The organism is Pseudonocardia sp. ICBG1293, assembly GCF_020131355.1.
Taxonomy (GTDB): Bacteria; Actinomycetota; Actinomycetes; order Mycobacteriales; family Pseudonocardiaceae; genus Pseudonocardia.
The window spans coordinates 1-21628 of the sequence record NZ_JAHLEL010000013.1 but is presented as its reverse complement, the minus strand read 5'-3'; the positions used below and the strand labels follow the sequence as shown (position 1 = coordinate 21628).

General features: G+C 73.8%; 17 protein-coding genes, 1 tRNA gene and 5 pseudogenes. 12 read left to right on the top strand and 11 right to left on the bottom strand.

Annotation, left to right across the window (positions count from 1 at the left end):
* From KPF47_RS08325 to KPF47_RS08310, 4 genes and pseudogenes are all read left to right on the top strand, one after another.
* Positions 1–596, top strand: a pseudogene (locus KPF47_RS08325) (cell division protein FtsK); the annotation flags it as partial.
* A pseudogene (locus KPF47_RS08320) lies at positions 593–2256 on the top strand (replication initiator). The pseudogenes KPF47_RS08325 and KPF47_RS08320, both read left to right, overlap by 4 nt.
* Positions 2253–2441 (top strand): AlpA family transcriptional regulator, encoded by a 189-nt coding sequence (locus tag KPF47_RS08315; RefSeq protein ID WP_224387932.1) that lies wholly within the window; start codon positions 2253–2255, stop codon positions 2439–2441. The pseudogene KPF47_RS08320 and the gene KPF47_RS08315 overlap by 4 nt, the downstream one beginning before the upstream one ends.
* The gene (locus tag KPF47_RS08310; protein ID WP_224387931.1) at positions 2441–3808 is read left to right on the top strand and encodes a tyrosine-type recombinase/integrase; all 1368 of its coding nucleotides are present in this window, start codon (positions 2441–2443) and stop codon (positions 3806–3808) included. The genes KPF47_RS08315 and KPF47_RS08310 overlap by 1 nt, the downstream gene beginning before the upstream one ends.
* A gap of 137 nt (positions 3809–3945) precedes the next feature.
* Here the strand turns inward: KPF47_RS08310 and KPF47_RS08305 are convergent.
* Positions 3946–4018: transfer RNA gene (locus KPF47_RS08305), tRNA-Leu, on the bottom strand.
* Between the two features lie 32 nt (positions 4019–4050).
* On the opposite strand from KPF47_RS08305, the gene KPF47_RS08300 reads away from it, so the two are divergent.
* A complete protein-coding gene (locus tag KPF47_RS08300; RefSeq protein ID WP_224387930.1) occupies positions 4051–4869 on the top strand; it encodes a class I SAM-dependent methyltransferase in 819 nt (272 codons plus the stop codon).
* Between the two features lie 33 nt (positions 4870–4902).
* On the opposite strand, the gene KPF47_RS08295 is transcribed toward KPF47_RS08300, so the two are convergent.
* Together KPF47_RS08295 and KPF47_RS08290 are read right to left on the bottom strand one after the other, a co-directional pair.
* Positions 4903–5619, bottom strand: coding sequence for a uracil-DNA glycosylase (locus tag KPF47_RS08295; protein WP_224387929.1), 717 nt, complete (start codon positions 5617–5619; stop codon positions 4903–4905).
* Positions 5616–6569, bottom strand: coding sequence for a Ppx/GppA phosphatase family protein (locus KPF47_RS08290; protein ID WP_224387928.1), 954 nt, complete (start codon positions 6567–6569; stop codon positions 5616–5618). The genes KPF47_RS08295 and KPF47_RS08290 overlap by 4 nt, the downstream gene beginning before the upstream one ends.
* An 87-nt stretch (positions 6570–6656) precedes the next feature.
* Between KPF47_RS08290 and KPF47_RS08285 the strand changes: the two genes are divergently transcribed.
* Positions 6657–8294, top strand: a complete 1638-nt coding sequence (locus KPF47_RS08285) for an acyl-CoA dehydrogenase family protein (RefSeq protein ID WP_224387927.1) — start codon at positions 6657–6659, stop codon at positions 8292–8294.
* 12 nt (positions 8295–8306) lie between these two features.
* Here KPF47_RS08285 and KPF47_RS08280 read toward each other — a convergent pair whose 3' ends face one another.
* Positions 8307–9263 (bottom strand): zinc-binding dehydrogenase, encoded by a 957-nt coding sequence (locus KPF47_RS08280; RefSeq protein WP_374108814.1) that lies wholly within the window; start codon positions 9261–9263, stop codon positions 8307–8309.
* A gap of 90 nt (positions 9264–9353) precedes the next feature.
* On the opposite strand from KPF47_RS08280, the gene KPF47_RS08275 reads away from it, so the two are divergent.
* Entirely contained in the window at positions 9354–9986 is a 633-nt protein-coding gene (locus KPF47_RS08275; RefSeq protein WP_224387925.1) for a TetR/AcrR family transcriptional regulator, read from the top strand.
* Here the strand turns inward: KPF47_RS08275 and KPF47_RS08270 are convergent.
* Together KPF47_RS08270 and KPF47_RS08265 are read right to left on the bottom strand one after the other, a co-directional pair.
* Positions 9964–10572, bottom strand: coding sequence for a MarR family winged helix-turn-helix transcriptional regulator (locus KPF47_RS08270; RefSeq protein WP_224387924.1), 609 nt, complete (start codon positions 10570–10572; stop codon positions 9964–9966). The genes KPF47_RS08275 and KPF47_RS08270 overlap by 23 nt on opposite strands.
* Positions 10573–10642: 70 nt before the next feature.
* On the bottom strand, positions 10643–11485 hold the full coding sequence (locus tag KPF47_RS08265) for an IS5 family transposase (protein ID WP_224386276.1): 843 nt from the start codon (positions 11483–11485) through the stop codon (positions 10643–10645).
* A 172-nt stretch (positions 11486–11657) separates the two neighbouring features.
* Between KPF47_RS08265 and KPF47_RS08260 the strand changes: the two genes are divergently transcribed.
* Complete coding sequence (locus KPF47_RS08260; RefSeq protein WP_224387923.1) at positions 11658–12860, top strand: FAD-dependent monooxygenase; 1203 nt, start codon at positions 11658–11660, stop codon at positions 12858–12860.
* Positions 12861–12878: 18 nt separating this feature from the next.
* On the opposite strand, the gene KPF47_RS08255 is transcribed toward KPF47_RS08260, so the two are convergent.
* The 3 genes and pseudogenes from KPF47_RS08255 to eno form a co-directional block, all read right to left on the bottom strand.
* The gene (locus KPF47_RS08255) at positions 12879–13403 is read right to left on the bottom strand and encodes a DUF501 domain-containing protein (RefSeq protein WP_224387922.1); all 525 of its coding nucleotides are present in this window, start codon (positions 13401–13403) and stop codon (positions 12879–12881) included.
* Positions 13404–13407: 4 nt separating this feature from the next.
* The gene (locus KPF47_RS08250; RefSeq protein WP_224387921.1) at positions 13408–14007 is read right to left on the bottom strand and encodes a septum formation initiator family protein; all 600 of its coding nucleotides are present in this window, start codon (positions 14005–14007) and stop codon (positions 13408–13410) included.
* A 191-nt stretch (positions 14008–14198) separates the two neighbouring features.
* Positions 14199–15495: pseudogene (gene eno / locus KPF47_RS08245) on the bottom strand (phosphopyruvate hydratase).
* 153 nt (positions 15496–15648) lie between these two features.
* On the opposite strand from eno, the gene KPF47_RS08240 reads away from it, so the two are divergent.
* The 4 genes and pseudogenes from KPF47_RS08240 to efeB all read left to right on the top strand — a co-directional run bounded on the left by KPF47_RS08240 (position 15649) and on the right by efeB (position 19469).
* Positions 15649–16059, top strand: a complete 411-nt coding sequence (locus KPF47_RS08240) for a tetratricopeptide repeat protein (RefSeq protein ID WP_224387920.1) — start codon at positions 15649–15651, stop codon at positions 16057–16059.
* Between the two features lie 132 nt (positions 16060–16191).
* A pseudogene (efeU, locus tag KPF47_RS08235) lies at positions 16192–17016 on the top strand (iron uptake transporter permease EfeU).
* Between the two features lie 75 nt (positions 17017–17091).
* Positions 17092–18240: an iron uptake system protein EfeO gene (gene efeO / locus KPF47_RS08230; protein ID WP_224387933.1), complete on the top strand. Its 1149-nt coding sequence runs from the start codon at positions 17092–17094 to the stop codon at positions 18238–18240.
* On the top strand, positions 18237–19469 hold the full coding sequence (gene efeB / locus KPF47_RS08225; protein WP_224387918.1) for an iron uptake transporter deferrochelatase/peroxidase subunit: 1233 nt from the start codon (positions 18237–18239) through the stop codon (positions 19467–19469). The genes efeO and efeB overlap by 4 nt, the downstream gene beginning before the upstream one ends.
* A gap of 234 nt (positions 19470–19703) precedes the next feature.
* Here the strand turns inward: efeB and KPF47_RS08220 are convergent, their stop codons facing one another.
* Together KPF47_RS08220 and KPF47_RS08215 are read right to left on the bottom strand one after the other, a co-directional pair.
* A complete protein-coding gene (locus KPF47_RS08220) occupies positions 19704–20024 on the bottom strand; it encodes a hypothetical protein (protein ID WP_224387917.1) in 321 nt (106 codons plus the stop codon).
* 454 nt (positions 20025–20478) lie between these two features.
* Positions 20479–21401, bottom strand: a pseudogene (locus tag KPF47_RS08215) (MazG family protein).
* Positions 21402–21628: the final 227 nt, after the last annotated feature.

Genomic DNA, 21628 nt, shown 5'->3' with positions numbered 1-21628 from the left:
CTCCCGCGACGCGTTGGCGCTGCTCGACGACCTGGTCGAGCAGATGGAGACCCGCAAACGCGCCCACGCCGGAAACCACCCGCCTCGTGCCGATCACCCGCGACACCCCGTTGGAGATCGTCGAGTTCGACGAGATCGGCGCCCTGCTCCGCTACGTCGGCGACCGCAAAACCCGCGAAGCGATCACCGAGCGCATCGCGCTGCTGACCACCCAGGGCCGCGCCCTCGGATACACCGTCCGCGGCTACGTGCAGGAGCCGACCAAGGACACCGTCCCGGTCCGGGAGCTGTTCCCGCGCCGCATCTGCCTGCGCGTGGCCTCCAAGAGCCACGTCGGGATGGTCCTCGGGGACCAGGTCTATGACCGGGGCGCGTGGGCGAACCGCATCGGCGAGTCCGAACCCGGCGTCGGCTACCTGTTCGGCGAGGGCGTCCGCGAACCCCTGCGGGTCCGGGCGTCCTGGGTGCCGGACGAGGCGATCAAGGCTCTCGAACGGTTCGTGACCGCACCCTCCCCGGACCCGGCCCGACGGCCGGCGCCGGTGCTGCCGTTCCGGCCTGGTACGCCCGCTCTGCCCACCGGAGGTGCCGCATGACCGCCGAGCAGACCGCCCCGGCGGCTGTGGACCAGGAGTCGATGACCCGCGCCCAGAAGGCGATGCTCGCCCTCTCGGCCGAGGTCGCGAACCAGCTCGCCGAGGACCACGGAGTGTGCGTCCGACCGCTCGCGATGCGCCGGATCGACCAGAGCACGGGTCGGGTCGACGTCGTTCCCGTGCCGTGCGGGTCGACGCGGGAGGACCAGTGCCGCCCGTGCGCGGAGAAGGCCCGACGCCTGCGGATGGTCCAGTGCCGCGAGGGCTGGCACCTCGAGAACGAACCCATCGCCAAGCCCGCCGACCCCACCACAGCGCAGAAGGAGCTGATGACGGTCCGCGCCGACCTGCACGCCGCCTACACCGACGCCCGCGCCAAGGGCGACGACGCCGAGTGCGAGGAGATCCGCGAGACCGTCGCCGAGCTCGACCAGGAACTACGCGCCCTCGGCGTCCGAGGACGGCTCGCCCCGCTCGACCCCGGCCCGCAGACCGTGCGTCGCTCGACCCGGCGTCGGCAGGACGCGCCGAACCTTCCGCGGCGTCCGGTGGAGGACCGCACCGTGGCCGGGTGTTCGGCGGGAAGTACCGGCCCTCGACCTTCCTCACGCTCACGCTGGATACCTATGGGCGGGTGGACAAGCACGGCGCCGCCCTCGACCCCGACTCCTACGACTACCGCCGCGCCGCGCGGGACGCGATCCACTTCCCGAAGCTGCTCGACCGGTTCTGGCAGAACACCCGCCGGTGCGTGGGCTGGGACGTGCAGTACTTCGGCACCGTCGAGCCCCAGAAACGCGGAGCACCGCACTTCCACGCCGCCATCCGCGGCACCATCCCCCGCTCGGAACTGCGCGCGATCACAGCTGCGACGTATCACCAGGTGTGGTGGCCCGCCCACGACGAACTCGTCTACAGCGGGGACCGGCTCCCGCGCTGGGACAACCACCACCGCGCGTTCGTCGACCCGCAGACCCGCGAACCGCTACCGACCTGGGACGAGGCCACCGACCCCGACGCGCTCACAGCTCCGGCGCACACAGTCGTGTTCGGGCCGCAGGTCCACGTCAAGGGCATCCTCGGCGGCACCGAAGAAGCCGGACGGCACATCGGCTACCTGACCAAGTACCTCACCAAGAGCATCGGGCAGGCCGCCGGCCTCGACGACACCGCCACCGCCCGGCAGCGCGAGCACGCACGCCGCCTGGCCGCCGAGCTGGCGATCACCCCGTGCTCGCCGCGCTGCCCGATCTGGCTGCTCTACGGGATCGAGCCCAAGGGCGCCCGACCCGGAACAACGCCAGGGCATTGCAAGGGCAAAGCGCACAAGCCCGAACACCTCGGCATCGCCGGACGCCGGGTGCTCGTCTCCCGCAAGTGGTCCAACAAGAGCCTGAGCGACCACCGCGCGGAGCGGACCGCATTCGTTCGGCAACTCCTCGACCGCGCCGGGGTCCAGCCCGCCTACGCCGTCGACGACGGCCCGTTCGAGTGGGAGACCACGAAACCTGGGGACACCGACGTGCCACCCCGCACTGTGCTGCTGCTCCACGCGATCAACCAACGGAGTCGATGGCGCGCCGACTACGACGCCGCCGTTCTCGCCACCACCGACGCGGCACCCGATGACCGTTCGGCAACCGAGGGAGCAGCGGCATGACGAAGGCGACGGAGCGGCTGACGGTCATGCAGGTGTGCGCGGAGCTGGGGATCTCGCGGTCGACGTTCTACGAGTGGCGGGCGAAGAACCGGGCGCCGCGGTGCATCAAGCTCCCCAACGGTGACCTGCGGGTCCGTCGTGCGGAGTTGGAGCGCTGGCTCGACGCGCACGAGGAGGCGGCCTGATGGAGACCTCCTATGACGTGCGGATCTGGAAGGTCGAGGTGTACTCGGGCGCTCGCACGACGACGCACACCGTGAAGTGGTCGGTCGCCGGCCGACGCTGGCGGGTCCCGTACAAGACCGCCGCTCTGGCGGACGCCGTCCGTTCCGAGCTGCTGGTCGCCGCCCGGCGTGGCGAGGCATTCTCGCTGGACACCGGCCGTCCGATGTCGATGGATCGGTCCGAGCGTCGTGTGGGGTGGCTGCCGTTCGCCCGCGAGTACGTGGCGATGAAGTGGCCGCACCTGGCCCCGAACTCACGACGCAACACGGCGCGGGCACTCACCAACGCCACCCTCGCGCTGCTCACCGGCGAGCGAGGCCGGCCGGATGACGCGACACTGCGCAAGGCGCTCACCGCCTGGGCGTTCAACGTCCGGGCCAGCTCGAACGGCACACCACCGGAACAGATCACACGGGCGCTGTCCTGGCTCGAACGGAACACCCGCGAGGTCGGTGAGCTGGCCGAGCCCGTCGTCGTCCGCGCCGTCCTGGACGCCCTCGCGGTTCGTGGAGACGGCGGCCGCGCAGCCCCTGCCTCGATCGCTCGGCAACGCGGCGTCGTGGTCAACCTCGGCGAGTACGCGGTGGAGCGCCGTCTCCTGACCCGCAACCCGGTCACCGCGATCGCGTGGAAGATCCCGCGCACGGTGAAGACGGTGGACAAGCGAGCCGTCGTCAACACCGCCCAAGCCCGCGCCCTGCTGTCCGCCGTCGGCAGCCAGAAGCCGAGCGGCCCGGGCCTGGTCGCCTTCTTCGGCCTGCTCTACTACGCCGCCCTCCGGCCGGGCGAGGCCGTGACGCTGCGCGCAGCTGACCTCCGGCTGCCCGACGAGGGCTGGGGCGAGCTGCTGCTGACCGGCTCCACCCCCGAGGCCGGCGCTTCCTGGACCGACAACGGCCGACGTCGCGAGGAGCGGGAGTTGAAGCACCGGGCCCGCGGTGAGACCCGCTCGGTCCCGTCTCCCCCTCCGCTCACCGTCCTGCTGCGGGCGCACCTCGCCGAGCACGGCACGACACCGGATGGCCGGCTGTTCCGCGGTGTCCGCGGCGGCGATCTCCCGGAAGGCACCTACTGCCGCGTCTGGCGGAAGGCCCGGATGGTCGCTCTCACCGAGTCGGAAGCCGCCTCACCGCTCGCACGTCGTCCTTACGACCTGCGCCATGCCGCCGTGTCGACGTGGCTCAACGCCGGTGTCCCGTCGACCCAGGTCGCTGAGTGGGCCGGGCACAGCGTCGCCGTCCTGCACCAGATCTACGCCAAGACCATCGTCGGCCAGGAGGACGCCGCACGGCAGCGGATCGCCGACGCCCTCGGGGATGCCTCGTGAGCGACGAAACTTCGGTACGTATTCGGTACAGCCACCCGCCGAACCCCGGTCAGGGCCGGATACGACCGGACAACATCATCTTCGCGCGGACGGGCGTAGCCGCTGGTCAGGGGCGTAGTGTCGGGGTGGTTGCGGGGTGCCCCCGGTCGGACTCGAACCGACACTGGGACCCTTTTAAGGGGCCTGCCTCTGCCGTTGGGCTACGGGGGCGCCGCGACAGCGTAGCCAGGCGGGGAGGACTCATGCCGAGCACCGAGAAGGTCGACCTCCGGGGCGCCGCGGCGACCCTGCTGATGACCCTCTACATGCGACGCCTGGACGCACGGTCCCGTCGTCCGATCCTGGGCGACCCGTGGGCGGAGCCCGTCTGGGACCGCATCGAGCACGACGTCCACGGCCTCTGGCAGTTCACCGGTGACGTCTCGACCATCGCGTGTCGCGCCGCGATCCTCGACGACTGGACGCGGGAGTTCCTCGCCATCGAGCCCGCGGGGCAGGTCCTGCACCTGGGCTGCGGACTGGACAGCAGGCCGTTGCGGGTCGGAGTGCCGTCGACGTGCCGCTGGGTCGACGTCGACCAGCCCGAGGTGATCGACGTCCGCCGCCGGCTCTACGAGATGCCCGACGGTATCGAGCAGGTCCCCGGCTCCGTCACCGACGACGGCTGGTGGTCCGCGGTGGACCCGGCACGGCCGACGCTGGTCGTCGCCGAGGGCCTGTTCATGTACGTCCCGTCCGAGGCCGTCCACGCCACCGTCGGTCGGGTCGTCGCCGGTACCCCCTCCGCGACGCTGGCGTTCGACGCCGTCGCCCCGTGGACTCTGCGGGCCTCGCGCTGGACGCCGACCTTCCGTGCCGTCGGCACCGAGTTCCGCTGGGCGTGGGATCCCGCCGAGTTCGCGCACCGGCACCCGTCGCTGACCGAGCGCGACGACGTCTCGGTCTACGACGAGGTGTCGCTGCGCGAGCCACGGGTGTGGCTGCGGCCGCTGCTGTCGGCGGCCGGGCACGTCCCCGCCGTGCAGGACTCGATGCGCCTGCACCGGTTCACCACCGGCTGACTGGGACAACGCACCGACCAGCGGCGATCCAACTTATCGTCGAGTAGGCGACAATCCGGCGGCCGCCGCCGTGTCGGCCAGGACCTGCTCGACCATGGCCGGGGTCAGGCGTCCGGTGAAGGTGTTCTGCTGACTCACGTGGTAGCAGCCGAACAGCTCCAGCGGCTCCCGGTCGGGGCGCGCGGGCGCCAGCGTCACCGACGCCCCGTGCCCGAACCTCGGAGCCGGCCGCGGGACCGCCCACCCCGCCCCGGCGAGCACCGGCAGGAGCGCCTGCCACCCGAAGCCGCCGAGCACCATCACCGCACGGACCGTCGGGGCCAGCAGGTCGAGCTCCTGCTCCAGCCAGCCGCGGCAGGTGTCGCGTTCGGCGGGCGTCGGCTTGTTCGCCGGCGGCGCGCAGTGCACGGGCGCGGTGATCCGGACCCCGTACAGCTCCAGACCGTCACCGATGTGCGATGCGGGCGGCTGCGACGCCAGCCCGACGGCGTGCAGCGCCGCGTAGAGCACGTCACCGCTGCGGTCGCCGGTGAACATGCGTCCGGTCCGGTTCGCCCCGTGTGCGGCGGGCGCCAGACCGACGATCAGCATCCGGGCGTCGGGCGGGCCGAAGCCGGGCACCGGGCGACCCCAGTAGGTCTCGTCGCGGAACGCGGCCCGCTTCTCCCGGGCCACCTGCTCGCGCCACTCGACCAGCCGCGGGCAGGACCGGCACTCGGAGATCCGCTGGTCGAGAACCGTCAGGTTCATGCGATCGATCGCGCGATCCCGTCGAGGATGTCGTGCTCGGAGACGACCACGCGGTCGATACCGGCACGGGCGTGCAGCTCGTCGGCCAGTGCCTGCACGACCAGCGCACCGGCACCGATGACGTCGACGCGGCCCGGGTGCAGCGAGCCGTGCCTCTCCCGCTCCGACCGCGACGAGCCGATCAGCAGGTCCGCGACCCGGTGCAGCTCGTCGCGGGTCAGCGTCGAGCCGTGCACCTGCTCGCGGTCGTAGGCGGGCAGCTCCTGGGAGATCCCGGACAGCGACGTGATCGTTCCGGCCACCCCGACCCAGGTCCTCGCGGTCCCGACCGGGACCGACGCGAACGCCTCGGCCAGCACCTCGGCGGCGACGGCCCGCGCGGACCCGATCTCGGACTCCGACGGCGGGTCCGAGGGCAGGCAGCGCTCGGTCAGCCGCACCGACCCCATGTCGACCGACTTCGCCGCCGTCACCTGCGCGACGCCGTCGCGCAGCTCCCCCACGACGACCTCGGTGGACCCGCCGCCGACGTCGGTCACCACGAACGGGCCGTCGTCGGGGTCGAGGTCGCCGACCGCGCCGACGAACGACAGCCGCGCCTCCTCGTCCCCGGAGATGATCTCCGCCTCGACACCGAGGGTGTCGCGGACCATCGCGAAGAAGTCCTCGCGGTTCGACGCGTCCCGGGGCGCCGACGTGGCGACCATCCGGATCCGCTCGGCGCCCTTGCGGCGGGCGGCGACGGCGTAGTCGACCAGCGCCACCCGGGTCCGCTCCAGGGCCTCCGGGTCGAGCCGGCCGGTGGCGTCGACGCCCTTGCCGAGCCGCACGATCCGCATCTCGCGGTGCAGGTCGCGCAGTTCCTTCTGGCCGTCGAAGGCCTCGGTGACATCGGCGACGAGCAGCCGGATCGAGTTCGTTCCGCAGTCGATGGCGGCAACCCGCGACATCGGCACTCCTTCGGGTACGACGACGGTCGGTCCGAACCGTAGCCGGAAGGCGCGGGCGGACCCGCGGGCCGGGGTTACCCTCCGGTAATGGCGACGACGCGCATCCCCGCCCCGGTGTCCGACCTCGGCACGCACGAGGTCCTGAACCAGGTCCCGGACCGGGCCGACGGCGACCTGCTCTCCGCGGACCCCGCCGTCGTCGAGGCGGTCGGGCGCGAGGGGGGCGACCCGGCGGCGCTCCGGCAGCTGGCCGCGACGATCGGGACCGCCGAGCACCGCGAGCACGCCCGCGCCGCCAACACCCACGAGCCCGAACTGCGCACCCACGACCGCACCGGCCATCGTGTCGACGAGGTCGCCTTCCACCCGTCGTGGCACGCGCTGATGCGCACCAGCGTCGAGCACGGCCTCGCCGCCGCACCGTGGGCCGCCGCGCCCGGCACCGGCGCGCACGTCACCCGCGCCGCGGGCTTCTACCTGACCTCGCAGGTGGAGCAGGGCCACCTGTGCCCGATCTCGATGACCTACGCGGCGGTGCCGGCGCTGCGCCACGCCCCGGAGCTCGCCGCCGCCCACGAGCCCGGCCTGACCGCGCGGACCTACGCACCCGGGCTCGCCGTCCCCGCGGACAAGGCCGGGCTGCTCGCAGGCATGTCCATGACCGAGAAGCAGGGCGGTTCCGACGTCCGCGCCGGCACCACCGTCGCCACCCCGCAGCCCGACGGCAGCTACCGGCTCACCGGCCACAAGTGGTTCACCAGCGCGCCCATGAACGACCTGTTCCTCACCCTCGCCCAGGCCCCCGGCGGGCTGACCTGCCTGGTCCTGCCCCGGGTGCTGCCCGACGGCACGCGCAACGCGATCCGGCTGCAGCGGCTCAAGGACAAGCTCGGCAACCGGTCCAACGCCTCGTCCGAGATCGAGTACGCCGGCGCCGTCGGCCGGCGCGTCGGCGACGAGGGCCGCGGCGTCCGCACGATCATCGAGATGGTCTCGATGACCCGGCTGGACTGTGTGCTCGGCTCCGCGGCGACCGCGCGGGCCGCGGTCATCGAGGCCGCGCACCACGTCGCGCACCGGTCGGCCTTCGGCGCCCGGCTGGCCGACCAGCCGCTGATACGCGAGGTCCTCGCCGAGCTGGCCGCGGAGACCGAGGCGGCGACCGTCCTCGCCCTGCGCCTGGCCGGGGCGGTCGACCGGGGCGAGACGGCGCTGCTGCGCCTGGCCCTCCCGGTGTCGAAGTACCTGGTCTGCAAGCGGACCTCCACCGTCGTCGCCGAGGCGCTCGAGTGCCTCGGCGGCAACGGCTACGTCGAGGAGTCCGACCTGCCCCGGCTCTACCGGGAGGCGCCGCTGAACTCGATCTGGGAGGGCTCGGGCAACGTCACCGCGCTCGACGCGCTGCGTGCCATCGCGCGCGAGCCGCACGCCGTCGAGGCGCTGCTCGCCGAGATCGACCTCGCCGCGGGCGCCGACCCACGCCTCGACGCGACCGTGACCGCGCTGCGCGCGGAGCTGGCCGCACCGGAGGAGCGCCGGGCCCGCCGCCTCGCGGAGCTGGCCGCGCTGGCCCTGCAGGGATCGCTGCTGGTCCGGCACGCGCCGACGGCCGTCGCGGACGTCTTCCTCGCGACCCGGCTCGACACCGACGGGCCACTGCGCACGGCCGGGACCCGGCCCGGCAAGGACACCGTCGGGGTGCTGCTGGAGCGGGCGACGCCCTGATCGACCGGGCGGTCAGGCCGTCGCGGGGCCGTCGCCGGGCACGAGCACGAGCCGCCCGAAGACGGTCCCCGCGTCCATCCGGCGGTGCGCCTCCACCGCGGCCCGCAGCGGCAGTACGTCGTCGACGACGGTGCTGAGCCCGCCCCGGACGGCCGCGTCGAACTGGTCGGCGCGGACCGCGTCCCGTCGCGGGTGGGGGACGGTGTCCAGGCTGAAGGTGGCGAACGAGCGCGACTGCCGGAACTCCCGGATCAACGCCGACCCCACGTCGGCGGGCGGGAACCCGGCGACCGCACCGACGAGGACGAGCCGCCCGTTCGGGGCCAGCCGGTCCAGGAACGCCGGGACGTCCGGTCCCCCGACCACGTCGATGATCACGTCGTAGCGGTCCGTCCCGCCCGCGCCGGACCGGTCGAGGACCCGGGTCGCCCCGAGCTCGCGCAGTCGACGCCCCCGTTCCGCGGACGAGGTCGTGACCGCCACCTCACCCGCACCGCCCTGCACGGCGAGCTCCACCGTCGCGATGCCGATGCTCCCCGCCGCACCGCGGACCAGGACGCTCTCACCGGACGTGTGGTGGGCGTGGGCCAGGGCGAAGTGCGCCACGGGACCCGCGCTCCCCAGGGTCACCGCGCGGACCGCCGTCAGGCCGTCCGGCAGGGCGACCACGTCGTCGACCGCCGCGAGGACCTGCTCGGCGTAGGCACCGCCGGTACCGGTGAAGGCCCAGACCCGCCGGCCCGTCCACGCCGGGTCGACCCCCTCTCCCGTCGCGGTCACCACACCCGCCGCCTCGCTGCCCGGCACCATCCCCACCGGGAACCCGCTACCGAGCAGACCTCGACGGATCACCGTGTCCACACCTCCGACACCGATCGCCTCGGCCCGGACGAGGACCTGACCCGCGCCGGGTCGCGGCACCGGGACCTCGACCACCTCCAGCCCGTCCGGGGCACCGAACTCGCCGATCCTGACCGCCTGCGTCTCCGTGTCCTCCCTGGTCGCGTACCCTTCCGACGGTAGTGGACGCACCCGTCCACTTCGGCGGAAGTGAGACGGATGGACCGGGAGCTGCCTCGCCTACGGGCCGATGCGCAGGACAACCGCGACCGGATCCTCGTCGCCGCCCGCGCCCTGTTCGCCGAGGGCGGGCTGGACGTCGGGATGCGCACGATCGCCCGGCGGGCCGGGGTCGGACCCGCCACCCTGTACCGCCGTTTCCCGACCCGCGACGACCTGGTCCGCGAGGCGTTCGCCGAGGAGATGCGCCGGTGCCGGCAGATCGTCGTCGACGGAGCCGCCGACGACGACCCGTGGCGCGGCTTCCGGACGGTCGTGCACCGGCTCCTCGCGCTGAACGTGCGGAACCGGGGCTTCGTCGACGCGTTGACCGCCGCGGAGCCCGCCCGGGACCTGCTCGCCGGCCACCGGCAGGAGCTGCTCGGCATGCTCGACGGTCTCGCGTCACGAGCGCGGGCGGCCGGTGCACTGCGGGCCGACTTCGGCCTCGACGACCTGGTCCTGGTCCTCCGGGCCGGGCGGGGTCTGGCCGCCGCGCCGGAACCGACCCGGGCACGCGACGCGGCCCGCTTCGCGCGGCTCGCGGTCGACGCCTTCCGCGCCACCGACCGGGCCGTCGAGCAGCCGACCGGGGGTGCGGCGGGTCCGATCACCACCCCCCGGCCCCGGTAGAGGCGTCGGGGGGCGCCGGGGCCGGCCCCGGCGAGGGCGACGCCGGCATCCCGGCGGAGCCGGCCGTGCCCACGGCGTGACCGCCGGGGCGAGCGGCGGCGGGCCCGTTCCGGTTGCCCTGCTGCACCGCCGCGGTGAGCCGGGCCAGCAGGTCCAGTGCGGACTCCCGCTGCGGGCCGGACAGGACCCGGCAGACGTCGTCGATCTCGGTGATCGCAGGCAGCCAGGCGGCGCCGGCAGCACCCCGGGCCGCGGCCGTCGCCGCGAGGGTGACCCGCCGCCGGTCCTCGGCGTCCCGCCCCCGTGCGACGTAGCCGGCCCGCTCCAGGCGGTCCGCCAGGACCGTGGTCGAGGCCAGGGTGATCCCCAACCGGCCGGCGAGCCCGGTCGCGCCCATGGGTCCGTGCTCGGTCAGCACCATGATCGCGGTCATGTCGGTCACGCCGATGCCCATCGTCCTGGCCGTCCGCACCACCAGGTCCTGCGACGCGGAGATCAACCCACTGACCGCGAGCGACACGTCGTCCAGGTCCGCCAGCCCCGGCAGTGCACGGATCGTCTCGTCGCGTGTCGGCTCGTCCCGCATCACACCGCATCCCACCACAGACGATTACTTAGACAAACTAAGCTTAGAGGTCGCGCGGATTGGTTGGTGATCATGGACGTCGTGCAGGTCGGGCGTTCCAGCGGTGTGTGGTCCAGGCCTGCCGAATCAAGCTACGGAGTGTGACGATCGTGTCGGCGAGGTCGAAGAACGCGTCGACGACGATTTCTCGTCGTTCGTAGCAGCGCTGCAGCCGGTTGAAGCTGTTGTGCCAAGCGTTGGTCCGCTCGACGTGCCAGCGGCGGGTGGCCTGGATCGGCGCTTTCTCACCCTTGTGCGCGATCTCGCCGTGCAGGCCTCGTTCGGCCAGCGTGTCGCGGGTCTTGCCGGAGTCATAGCCGGCGTCGAGGTGCACGGTGATGTCGTCGGGCAGCGGGCCGAGAGCATCGAGGCGGTCGAGGGTGGGGCCCAGTAGCGGGGAGTCGTGCCGGTTGGCTCCGGCCAGGACTCGGCCCAGCGGGATGCCGTATCCCTCGACGAGCACCGAACGTTTCATACCCTGTTTGCGCCGGTCCACCGGCGACGGACCGGCGACCTCGCCGCCGCCGGGGGCCTTGGTGATGGCGCCATCGACGGCGATGTCGTGCAGCAGCAGACCGACGATGCGGTCGTAGGCGTCCAGGACGATCCGACGCAGCTGGGCGAAGACCCCGAGCCTGATCCACTCGTCACGACGATCGCGGATGGTGGTCGCCGAGCAGGTGCTGTCAGCGATGCCCTCATACGAGCAGCCGAACCGCAGTACCTGCAGGAGCTTGTCGAACACGATCCGATCCGCGATCCGGCGGCGATGGCAGCCCAGCGGATGGGTGGGATCGAACTCGTCTCGATGAGGCAGCAGCGCGGTGAACTGGTCCCACAACGGCTCGGTCAGCCATGATGGCAGGGTGGGCACGCGGCCTCCAGACGATCACGAAGCGTAGATAACTTCATGATCGGCAGGCCCGTACCCGCCCTCGCCCCCAGACACTCGACCGCGGCCAAGCTGTGACCAATCCGCGCGACTCTTAGACAGTCTAAGCATTGGGTCGATCTCCGGTACCGGACCACCGTCGAGAGGCACCCTCATGAGCAACCCCACCGTCCTGATCTCGGGCGCGAGCATCGCCGGACCCGCCGCGGCCTCGTGGCTCGCCGCCAACGGCTGGGACGTGACCGTGGTGGAACGGTCCTCCCGGCTCCGGGAGGACGGCCAGAACGTCGACGTCCGCGGCTCCGGACGCGAGGTCGTCCGTCGGATGGGCCTGGAGGAGGCCGTCCGGGCCGAGCACACCACCGAGACCGGCATGGCCTTCGTCGACTCCCGTGGCGCCACGATCGCCGAGTTCCCGGCCGACCGCACGGACGACCTGTCACCGACCGCCGACCTGGAGATCCTGCGGGGCAGGCTCGCGCGCCTGCTCCACGACCACTCCGCCGCGTCGGCCGAGTACGTGTTCGGCGACCGGATCACCGGGCTCGACGACGACGGGCACGGCGTCGACGTCCGCTTCGCCCGGGGACCGGCCCGGCGGTTCGACGCCGTCGTGGTCGCCGAGGGCGCCCGCTCCCGCACCCGCCGACTGGTGCTGCCGGAGGCGACCCTGCACGAGCTGCGGCTGGTGTGGGCCTACTTCACGATCCCCCGTACCGCCGACGACGACCGACGCTGGCGGATGCACCTCGGCGGGCGGGGCCGGGTGGTCCACCTGCGCCCGGACGCCGTCGGTACGACCCGCGCGATGCTCAGCATGTCCACCGACACCCTCGGCTTCGACCGGCTCGACCGCGCCGGGGCGACGGCGCTGCTCCGCGCGACGTTCGACGACCTGGGCTGGGAGACCCCTCGGATCCTCGGCGCCCTGGACGACACGACCCCCTACATCGACCAGGTCGCACAGGTTCGGACGCCGTCGTTCCACCGCGGCCGGGTGGCGCTGCTCGGCGACGCCGCGTGGTGCGCCGGACCGTTCGGGACGGGAACCACGAGCGCTCTGACCGGTGCCTACGTACTGGCCGGTGAGCTGGGCAGGACCCCCGACGACGTCCGCGGCGCCTTCGGTCGTTACGAGCGCCTGCTGCGCCCGATGACCGACCGGGCGCAGCAGTTCGTCATGTTCCACCCGCGGACGGACCGACAGCGCCGCCTGCTGCAGCTCGGGATGCAGGTGCTGGCCGGGCCGCTCGGCGGGACGCTGCGCCGAGCGGGGCTCGTCGACGACACACTGCCCGTCCAGCACCTCGCACTGCCCGACTACCCGGTGCGGACGCTCGCGCCCGCCACCGGCTGAGCACGCACAGGACCGGGCCTACAGGCAGGGCGGTCCGGACCGCCACCACTCGCCGATCTCCTCGAGGGCCTCGTCGCCGAACGGGTTCACCCCGGACCCGGCCGCCAGTGCGTGCGCCACGTGCACGTGCAGACACTTGACCCGGTCCGGCATCCCCCCGGCCGTGACGTCCGGGTGCGTGGCCAGCGGCTCGATGGCGTCACGCTCGGCGAGGTAGGTCTCGTGGGCTCGGCGGTAGGCCGCGGCCAGCTCCTCGTCGGCGGCGAGCCGCTCCTCCATCTCGCGCATCCGGCCCTCCGCCTCGAGGGTCCCGATCCGGGACGCGAGCCGCGCGCACGTCAGGTAGTACAGCGTCGGGAACGGGGTGCCGTCGGGCAGCCGCGGCGCCGTCTGCACGACCGCCGGGTGCCCGGACGGGCAGCGGTAGGCGACCGCGAGGACCCCCCGTGCGGCGCGGCCGAGCTGGTCGGCGACGGCGTCGAGGTCGGCCCGGCCGACCGGGCCCGGCTCCAGACCGGGCGGACGGGAACGAGTGCTGCTCACGCCCTCATCGTCGCGGGTCGCCCGTGACGTCGTTCCACAGGGTGTGGAACCAGGGCACGCCGGGCTCGGCCTGACCGTCCTCGACGACCGGCGCCGGCGGGGCCGGGAACTGCACGACGTAGGGGGTCTCTCCCGGCTGGACCATCCCGAGCCGGGACCGGGCCTGCGCCTCGACCTCGGCCGGGTCCGAGAGCCGGGCGCGGTCGGAGGACAGCCGCGCGACGTCGGCCTCGAGCGCCTGCTGCCGGTCGGAGACGTCGGCCAGCTCCTGGCGCTGGGCGACGAAGTTGTGCAGCGGCACGGCGACGGTCAGGGCGAGTGCGCACACGACGATCGCGAGGATGGCGGCCCGCTTCGTGGAGGACAGGCCCAGCAGACCGGTCGTGCGCGCGACGACCTCGCCGGCACGGGACCGGGCACGCGTGAGCCGGGGGCGGGCACCCTGCGGTGCGGCCGGACGCGACCGCGCAGCCGACCCGCCCGTCGACGCGGGCGCCCGCGCCGAGCGCGCGGTCGTGGCCCGCGGCTTGGCCGCGGCCCGGCCGCGCCCCGCAGCGGACGTGCGCGCACGGCCGTCCCGTCCACGTCCCCGACGATCCGCCATGCGCCCTCCCGTCCGTCCCGGGTTCCCTCACCCGCCAGTGCCGCTCCGCGTCGCCCGGTGCCGCTCGGTGCCGCTCCGTGGCGGCCCGCCCAGCATGCCGCCCGATCGGGCGCCGGTGGGGGCGCCGCGCCGAACCGTCCGCAGACGATCCGGGCGGCACCGGTGCCACCAACGGGGGAACGACCGGAGCGTCAGCTCTGGCCGGGCACCTGGTAGCGCGGGAACGCCAGCTCGCCGTTGTAGCGGGCGGCGTCACCGAGCAGCTCCTCGATGCGCAGCAGCTGGTTGTACTTGGCCACCCGCTCGGACCGCGCCGGGGCGCCGGTCTTGATCTGGCCGCAGCCGGTCGCGACGGCGAGGTCCGCGATGGTGACGTCCTCGGTCTCCCCGGAACGGTGGCTCATCATGCAGCGGTAGCCCGCGTTGTGCGCCATGGTCACCGCATCGAGGGTCTCGGACAGGGTGCCGATCTGGTTGACCTTCACCAGCAGCGCGTTCGCGGCGCCGCGGGCGATGCCGTCCTCGAGGCGCTCGGGGTTGGTGACGAACAGGTCGTCGCCGACCAGCTGCACCTTGTCGCCGATGGACTCGGTGAGCGCGACCCAGCCGTCCCCAGTCGTTCTCGTCCAGCGGGTCCTCGATGGACACCAGCGGGTAGGTCGAGACCAGCTCGACCCACACCTCGGAGAGCTTGTCCGCGGTGATCTTCTTGCCCTCGAAGGAGTACTTGCCGCCCTCGTGGAACTCGGTCGCGGCGACGTCGAGCGCCAGCACGACGTCGGTACCCAGGGTGTAGCCGGCGCGCTGCACGGCCGCGGCGATCAGGTCCAGCGCCCCGCGGGTGCCGCCCTTCACGTCGGGGGCGAAGCCCCCCTCGTCGCCGAGACCGGTCGACAGACCCTTGTCCTTCAGCTCCGACTTGAGCGCGTGGTAGACCTCCGCGCCCCAGCGCAGGGCCTCGCGGAAGGTCTCCGCACCGATCGGCGCGACCATGAACTCCTGCACGTCGACGGAAGTGTCGGCGTGCGCACCTCCGTTGAGGATGTTCATCATCGGCACCGGGAGGACGTGCGCGTTGGAGCCGCCGACGTAGCGGAACAGCTCCAGGCCCGAGGACTCCGCCCCGGCCTTCGCGACGGCCAGCGACACGCCCAGCAGGGCGTTCGCGCCGAACTTCGACTTGTCCGGGGTCCCGTCGAGGTCGACCAGGCGCTGGTCGACCAGGCGCTGGTCGACCGCCTCGACGCCGACGAGCTCCGGCCCGATCTCGTCGAGCACAGCCGCGACGGCCTTCTCGACGCCCTTGCCGCCGTAGCGGTTCCTGTCGCCGTCCCGCAGCTCGACGGCCTCGTGCTCGCCGGTCGAGGCGCCCGACGGGACCGCGGCACGCGCCAGCGTGCCGTCGTCCAGCGCGACCTCGACCTCCACCGTGGGGTTGCCCCGGGAATCGAGGATCTCGCGTGCCCCGACCTGCTCGATGACCGCCACCGTGACTCCTGTTCTGATCGCGGGTGTCGTCCGGAGCGTCAGCGTAGTCACCGGTGGGCCCCCGGCGGGGGACGCCTGCGTCACCCCACGGGCCACCGGCGCCCTGTCAAGACCTCGCATCCCGCCCGGATCGCACCTAACGTAAGGGTGACCATGAGCAGTCCCCGTGCGAACCCTCAGGACCCGGTCGCGGCGTTCCGCCGTGCCGACCGGCTGCTCTCCCGGCACCGCCCGCTCGAGGCGCTCGACGCGCTGCGTCCCGTCCTCGAAGCGCACGGTCCGGACGAGCCCGGCGACGCCTCGGTGCACCTGCTCGCGGGCCGCGCCTACCTGGACTCGGCACAGCTGCGCAAGGCCGAGGCAGCCTTCACCAGGGTGGTCGAGACCGACCCGGCCGACCACTACGCGCGTTTCGCCCTCGGCAAGACGCTGCAGCGCCAGGGCAGGCTGGGTGAGGCCGAGACCCAGCTGAAGATCGCCTCGGCGATGGATCCCCGCCCGGAGTACCAGGAGGCCCTGGGCGAGGTGCGGGCCCGCATCGCACTCGCGCCCGACCGGCCCTGAGCTGCGAAAACGGATCTTCCGGGGCGAATGCCCCGCGACACTTCCCCGCCCGATCGGGTGAGGTTAGCCTTCCCGCCCGGCAGCGCACCCTCACCTGGTGCTGCCGTCGGTGTCGGCGCCGTGGGAGGACGCATGCTGGGAAACGCGCTCATCGGGCTGCGCGAAGGGCTCGAGGCCGCGCTGGTCGTGGCGATCCTCGTGGCCTTCCTGGTCCGCACCGGGCGTCGCTCCGAGCTGCCCCGGGTGTGGGCGGGCGTCGCGCTCGCCGTCGCCGTCAGCGTCGGCGTCACGCTCGGGCTCACCCTGACCCAGCAGGCCCTGACGTTCGAGGCCCAGGAGGCGCTCGGCGGCTCGCTCTCGATCGTCGCGGTCGGCTTCGTCACCTGGATGATCTTCTGGATGCGCTCGCACGGGCGGACGCTGTCGCGCGAGCTGGAGGGCGCCCTGGACCGCGCCGTGTCCATGGGGCCGTGGGCCGTCGTCGTGATGGCGGCGCTCGCCGTCGGCCGTGAGGGGCTGGAGACCGCGGTCTTCTTCTTCGCCGCCGCGCAGGCCGCGGGCGAGACCGCCGGACCGCTGGTCGGCTTCCTGATCGGCATCGCGATCGCCGTCGCCCTGGCGTACGCGATCTACCGCGGCGCGCTGCGGATCGACCTCGGGCGGTTCTTCACCGTCACCGGCTTCCTGCTGGTCTTCGTCGCCGCGGGGATCCTCGCCTACGGCGTGCACGACCTGCAGGAGGCCGGGATCCTGCCCGGCCTGACCACCCTGGCCTTCGACGTGAGCGACGCGGTCCCGGCCGACTCCTGGTACGGCACCCTCCTCAAGGGCGTCTTCAACTTCTCGCCGCAGACCACCGTGCTCGAGGCCGTCGTCTGATCGGTCTACGTCGTGGTGGTCCTGGCGCTGTTCCTGCGCCCCGCCCGCCGTCGCGCCCCGGCCACCGCCGACGCCTGACCGGCCCGCACACCACCCCGTCCCGCCGCGCCGTCGCACACGCGCCCGGTGTCCACCCCCGAGGAGAACTCCACGATGTCCCCAGTCATGCGCACGGCCGCAGGCCTGGCCTCGATCACCGTGGCCGCCGCCCTGCTGGCCGGCTGCACCTCGACCGCTCCCTCGGCACAGGGCCCCGGCGACGGCGGTCCGATCACGGTGAACGCCACCGACACCGCCTGCGAGGTCTCGGCCACCGAGGCCGTCGCCGGGAACCTGACGTTCCGGATCACCAACGCCGGGAGCAAGGTCACCGAGTTCTACCTCTACGCCACCGGCGACCGGATCATGGGCGAGGTCGAGAACATCGGGCCCGGCCTGTCCCGCGACCTGATCGTCGAGGTCCCCGACGGGGGCACCTACACCACCGCCTGCAAGCCGGGCATGTCCGGCGACGGCATCCGTGCCCCGTTCACCGTGACCGGCTCCGCGCAGCGCGCCACCGACACGAACGACGAGCTCGCCGCCGCGACCGCCGGCTACCTGCGCTACGTGTCCTCCCAGTCCGACGCCCTGGTCGCCAGGACCTCGGAGTTCGCGGCCGCGGTGAGTGCCCGCGACACCGCGAGGGCCAAGGCGCTGTTCCCGGTCGCGCGCACCTACTACGAACGCATCGAGCCGATCGCCGAGTCCTTCGGCGACCTCGACCCGAAGCTCGACGGCCGCGAGGACGACGAGCGCGACCCCGGCGTCGCGTGGACCGGCTTCCACCGGCTGGAGAAGGACCTCTGGGTCGACGGTCTGCAGGCCGACTCGCCGCAGGTCGCCGCCGCCCTGGTCACCGACGTCAAGGACCTGCAGGGCCGCATCCCCGCGCTGCAGCTCACCCCGGCCGAGCTCGCCAACGGCGCGAAGAGCCTGCTCGACGAGGTCGCCACCGGCAAGATCACCGGAGAGGAGGACCGGTACTCCCACACCGACCTGTGGGACTTCCAGGCCAACGTGGAGGGCTCGCAGGCCGCCGTCGCCGCGCTGCGCCCGGTGATCGACCAGAAGGACCCGGCCCTGGGCCCGCTGCTCGACCAGCGCTTCGCGGCCGTCGACACGCTCCTGCAGGGCTACCGGGACGGCGACGGCTACCGGCTCTACACCCAGCTCACGCCGGAGGACACGAAGAAGATGGCCGCTGCCGTCGACGCGCTGGCCGAGCCGGTCAGCACGGTCGCGGGCACCGTCACCGCATGAGCCCGCTGCACGTCTCCCGGCGCGGACTGTTCGGCCTGACCGGCGCCGGCGTGGCACTGGCCGGGGCGGGTGCCGCCGCCGGATACGGCCTGTCCGGCGACGCGTCCGCGGCCGGTGACGGCACCGTCGCCTTCCGCGGGGCCCACCAGGCCGGGATCGTCACCCCCGCGCAGGACCGGCTGCACTTCGTCGCCCTGGACCTCACCACCACCGACCGGGCCGCCGTGCTCGACCTGCTGGCCCGGTGGACGGCGGCGGCCGAGCGGATGACGGCCGGGCAGGAGACCGCCGAGGGCGGTGCGCTGCCGGGCAACCGCTACACCGCCCCGGCCGACACCGGCGAGGCGCTGGGGCTGGCGCCGTCGTCGCTGACGTTGACCTTCGGCGTCGGACCGGGGTTCTTCGACAGGCTCGGCATCGCCGACCGGCGCCCGGCCGGGCTCGCCCCGCTGCCGCGGTTCCAGGGCGACCGGCTCGACCCGGCCCGCGGCGGGGACCTGTGCATCCAGGCCTGCGCCGACGACCCCCAGGTCGCCGTGCACGCGGTGCGCAACCTGGTCCGGGAGGGCTTCGGTGTGACCGAGGTGCGCTGGTCCCAGCTGGGGTTCGGACGGACGTCGTCGACCTCGACCGGGCAGGCGACCCCGCGCAACCTGTTCGGCTTCAAGGACGGCACCAACAACCTCAAGGCCGAGGAACCGGACCTGCTGGACCGCCACGTGTGGGTCGGCGACGAGGGCCCGGAGTGGCTGCGCGGCGGCTCCTACCTGGTGGCGCGCCGGATCCGGATGCACATCGAGGTGTGGGACCGGTCCAACCTCGACGACCAGCAGCGCACCATCGGCCGGGACAAGGGCGAGGGTGCGCCGCTGACCGGCACCGCGGAGTTCGACACCGCCGACCTGGCCGCGACCGACGCGTCCGGCCCGGTGATCGGCGACGACGCGCACATCCGGCTCGCCTCCGAGCAGGAGAACGGCGGGGCGCGGATCCTGCGGCGCAGCTACAACTTCGTCGACGGCTCCGACGGCCACGGCCACCTCGACGCCGGGTTGTTCTTCATCGCGTTCGTGCGCGACCCGCAGCGCCAGTACGTGCCGATGCAGCGCAGGCTGGCCCGTTCCGACGCGCTCAGCGAGTACCTGGAGCACAACGGCTCCGCGCTGTTCGCCGTCCCGCCCGGTCTCGCCGAGGGCGACGACCACTGGGGCCGGGCGCTCCTGGCCTGACCGCGCGTCCCGCGCCGTGAGGCGATCACCGCCGGAACCGGTGCCGGCCTCCACCACGGGCCGGCCGGTCGGCCCGACCGACCGGCCGCCGCCCGCCCGCTGCGGGCCGGTGCCGCCGGGTCGGGCCCGCCGGATCGGGCCCGCCGGATCGGGCCCGCCGGATCAGGGCCGCCGGATCGAGGCCGCCGGATCGAGGCCAGCCGGATCGAGGCCAGCCGGATCGGGGCCGCCGGGTCAGGGCGCGGGCGGCACCGGGGCGGTGGTGCGCTGCGCGTAGTCGGCCGCCGCGGCCCACACGTCGCGGGCGTAGTCGCCGGAGGCGTTGTAGGCGAGCACCCGCGCCACCAGTCCCGGCGTCGGCGACGTCGCGACCGTCCGCACACAGGTAGCCGGCCGCGGCGAGGGCGGCGTCGTCCACCTGCTGGGGATCGGCGACGCCGTCGCCGTTGCCGTCGGCGCCGTAGCGCGCCAGGTCTCGGGGAGGAACTGCATCGGCCCGACCGCGCGGTCCAGCACCGGGTCGCCGTCGAGGCGGCCGCCGTCGGTGTCGGCCACCGGCGCGGTGCCGCCGGTGCCGTCGAGCGGGATACCGATGATGGGCGGGTCGACCCGGCCGTCCGGCCCCGGCTCGCCGCCGCGGAAGGTCGCGTGCCGGGACTCGATCCGGCCGACCCCGGCCAGGGTCGCCCAGCTCAGCCGGCAGTCCGGGTGCGCTCGCGCTGGCGCAGCTCGGCGTTGGCGTAGGCGCGCAGGTCCGCTCGGGGATGTCCGCCTCGGTCGCGGTCGTCCGCGCCCACGCGACCACGTCGGTGCCCGCGGGCAGCGGCGCGGACGCGGGCGGGGCCGACTGCCGGTCGACCGGGGTGCGGGGCAGCGACGGCCCGAAGCCCGGACCGGTCGCCAGTGAGACGACCAGGATCAGGGCCACGATGCCGCCGATGGCCGCGAGCAGCGACGGGGTGCGCACGCTCACACGCTACCGACGGGTATCACCCGATCGGGGCGGGGGTCAGGGAGAGTCCCAGTAGCGACGCCAGTCCTCGGCGGTCAGCGCGTGCGGGTCGCGGCCGTCCGCGGCGGCGGCCTTCTCCGCCGACCGCACCCGCGCCTCGAACTCGCGGGCGGTCGTGCGCAGCGCCGCCTCGGGGTCGCCGCCGCCGAGCTGCGCGGCCGCGGCCAGCCGGAACAGCGCCGCACCCGCACCGTCGTCGGCGGGCAGCAGGTCCGCGGGCAGGCCGGCCTTGGCGGTCCGTGAGGTCAGCTTCGCGGCGAGCGCGACGGCGGGCTGGACCGTCGCGATGCCGTCGACACTGGACTCGCGCTGCTTCTCGGCGCGCTTGAGCTCGTCCCAGCGGCGGTCCTGGTCGGCGGCCGTGGCGACCTGCTCCCCCGCGGCGAACACGTGCGGGTGGCGGCCGACGAGCTTGTCGACGAGTCCGGTCGCGACCTCGTCGATCCCGAACGGGGCGCCCGGGTGCTCGGCGGCGACGCGGGCGTGGAACAGCACCTGCAGCAGGACGTCGCCGAGCTCTCGCGCAGCTCGGTGCGGTCGCCGTCCTCGATGGACTGGTAGAGCTCGTAGCACTCCTCGACGAGGTAGCGCAGCAGCGAGGTGTGGGTCTGTTCGGCGTCCCACGGGCAGCCGCCGGGCGAGCGCAACCGGTCCATCACCGCGACGGCGTCGAGCACCGCGTGCCCGGTGGGCGGCGGCACCGCACCGGGGTGCGCGGCGGCGGGGTGGCGGCCGGGACGAGCAGCACCGTGCCGTCGGCCAGGTCGGCCGGGTCGGTTCCCGTCCAGTCGGTGGCTCGGCGGTGGCACCCGCGTCGAGCCGGGCACGGCGAGCACGTCGGTCGCCGAGCGGAGCGCCGGCAGCGCCGCCGCCGGGATCGCGGCCCCGCGGCGGGGACAGACGACGACCGTCGCGGCCATCAGGGGGCGGGCGGGGTCGGGTGGCCGCGGCGACCGGGAGCACCACGGAGGCGTCCTCGGCGGTCGGCACGGCGAGCATCTGGATCGGGTCCCACTCGCCGTAGCGGGGGTTGAGCTGCACCCCGGTGCGCAGCGCGGTGGGGGTGAGCATGCGGATCCCGGCCTCGGACAGCGAGCGCTGGTCCAGCTGGCCGACCGCGCCCCGCCGGCGGGGGCGCCGAGGTCGC

What these genes read in the sequence shown, in the direction of transcription:
- KPF47_RS08315 (WP_224387932.1), top strand. Translation starts at nt 2,253, where the DNA reads ATGACGAAGGCGACGGAGCGGCTGACGGTCATGCAGGTGTGCGCGGAG.
- KPF47_RS08310 (WP_224387931.1), top strand. Translation starts at nt 2,441, where the DNA reads ATGGAGACCTCCTATGACGTGCGGATCTGGAAGGTCGAGGTGTACTCG.
- KPF47_RS08300 (WP_224387930.1), top strand. Translation starts at nt 4,051, where the DNA reads ATGCCGAGCACCGAGAAGGTCGACCTCCGGGGCGCCGCGGCGACCCTG.
- KPF47_RS08295 (WP_224387929.1), bottom strand. Translation starts at nt 5,619, where the DNA reads ATGAACCTGACGGTTCTCGACCAGCGGATCTCCGAGTGCCGGTCCTGC.
- KPF47_RS08290 (WP_224387928.1), bottom strand. Translation starts at nt 6,569, where the DNA reads ATGTCGCGGGTTGCCGCCATCGACTGCGGAACGAACTCGATCCGGCTG.
- KPF47_RS08285 (WP_224387927.1), top strand. Translation starts at nt 6,657, where the DNA reads ATGGCGACGACGCGCATCCCCGCCCCGGTGTCCGACCTCGGCACGCAC.
- KPF47_RS08275 (WP_224387925.1), top strand. Translation starts at nt 9,354, where the DNA reads ATGGACCGGGAGCTGCCTCGCCTACGGGCCGATGCGCAGGACAACCGC.
- KPF47_RS08270 (WP_224387924.1), bottom strand. Translation starts at nt 10,572, where the DNA reads ATGCGGGACGAGCCGACACGCGACGAGACGATCCGTGCACTGCCGGGG.
- KPF47_RS08260 (WP_224387923.1), top strand. Translation starts at nt 11,658, where the DNA reads ATGAGCAACCCCACCGTCCTGATCTCGGGCGCGAGCATCGCCGGACCC.
- KPF47_RS08250 (WP_224387921.1), bottom strand. Translation starts at nt 14,007, where the DNA reads ATGGCGGATCGTCGGGGACGTGGACGGGACGGCCGTGCGCGCACGTCC.
- KPF47_RS08240 (WP_224387920.1), top strand. Translation starts at nt 15,649, where the DNA reads ATGAGCAGTCCCCGTGCGAACCCTCAGGACCCGGTCGCGGCGTTCCGC.
- efeO (WP_224387933.1), top strand. Translation starts at nt 17,092, where the DNA reads ATGTCCCCAGTCATGCGCACGGCCGCAGGCCTGGCCTCGATCACCGTG.
- efeB (WP_224387918.1), top strand. Translation starts at nt 18,237, where the DNA reads ATGAGCCCGCTGCACGTCTCCCGGCGCGGACTGTTCGGCCTGACCGGC.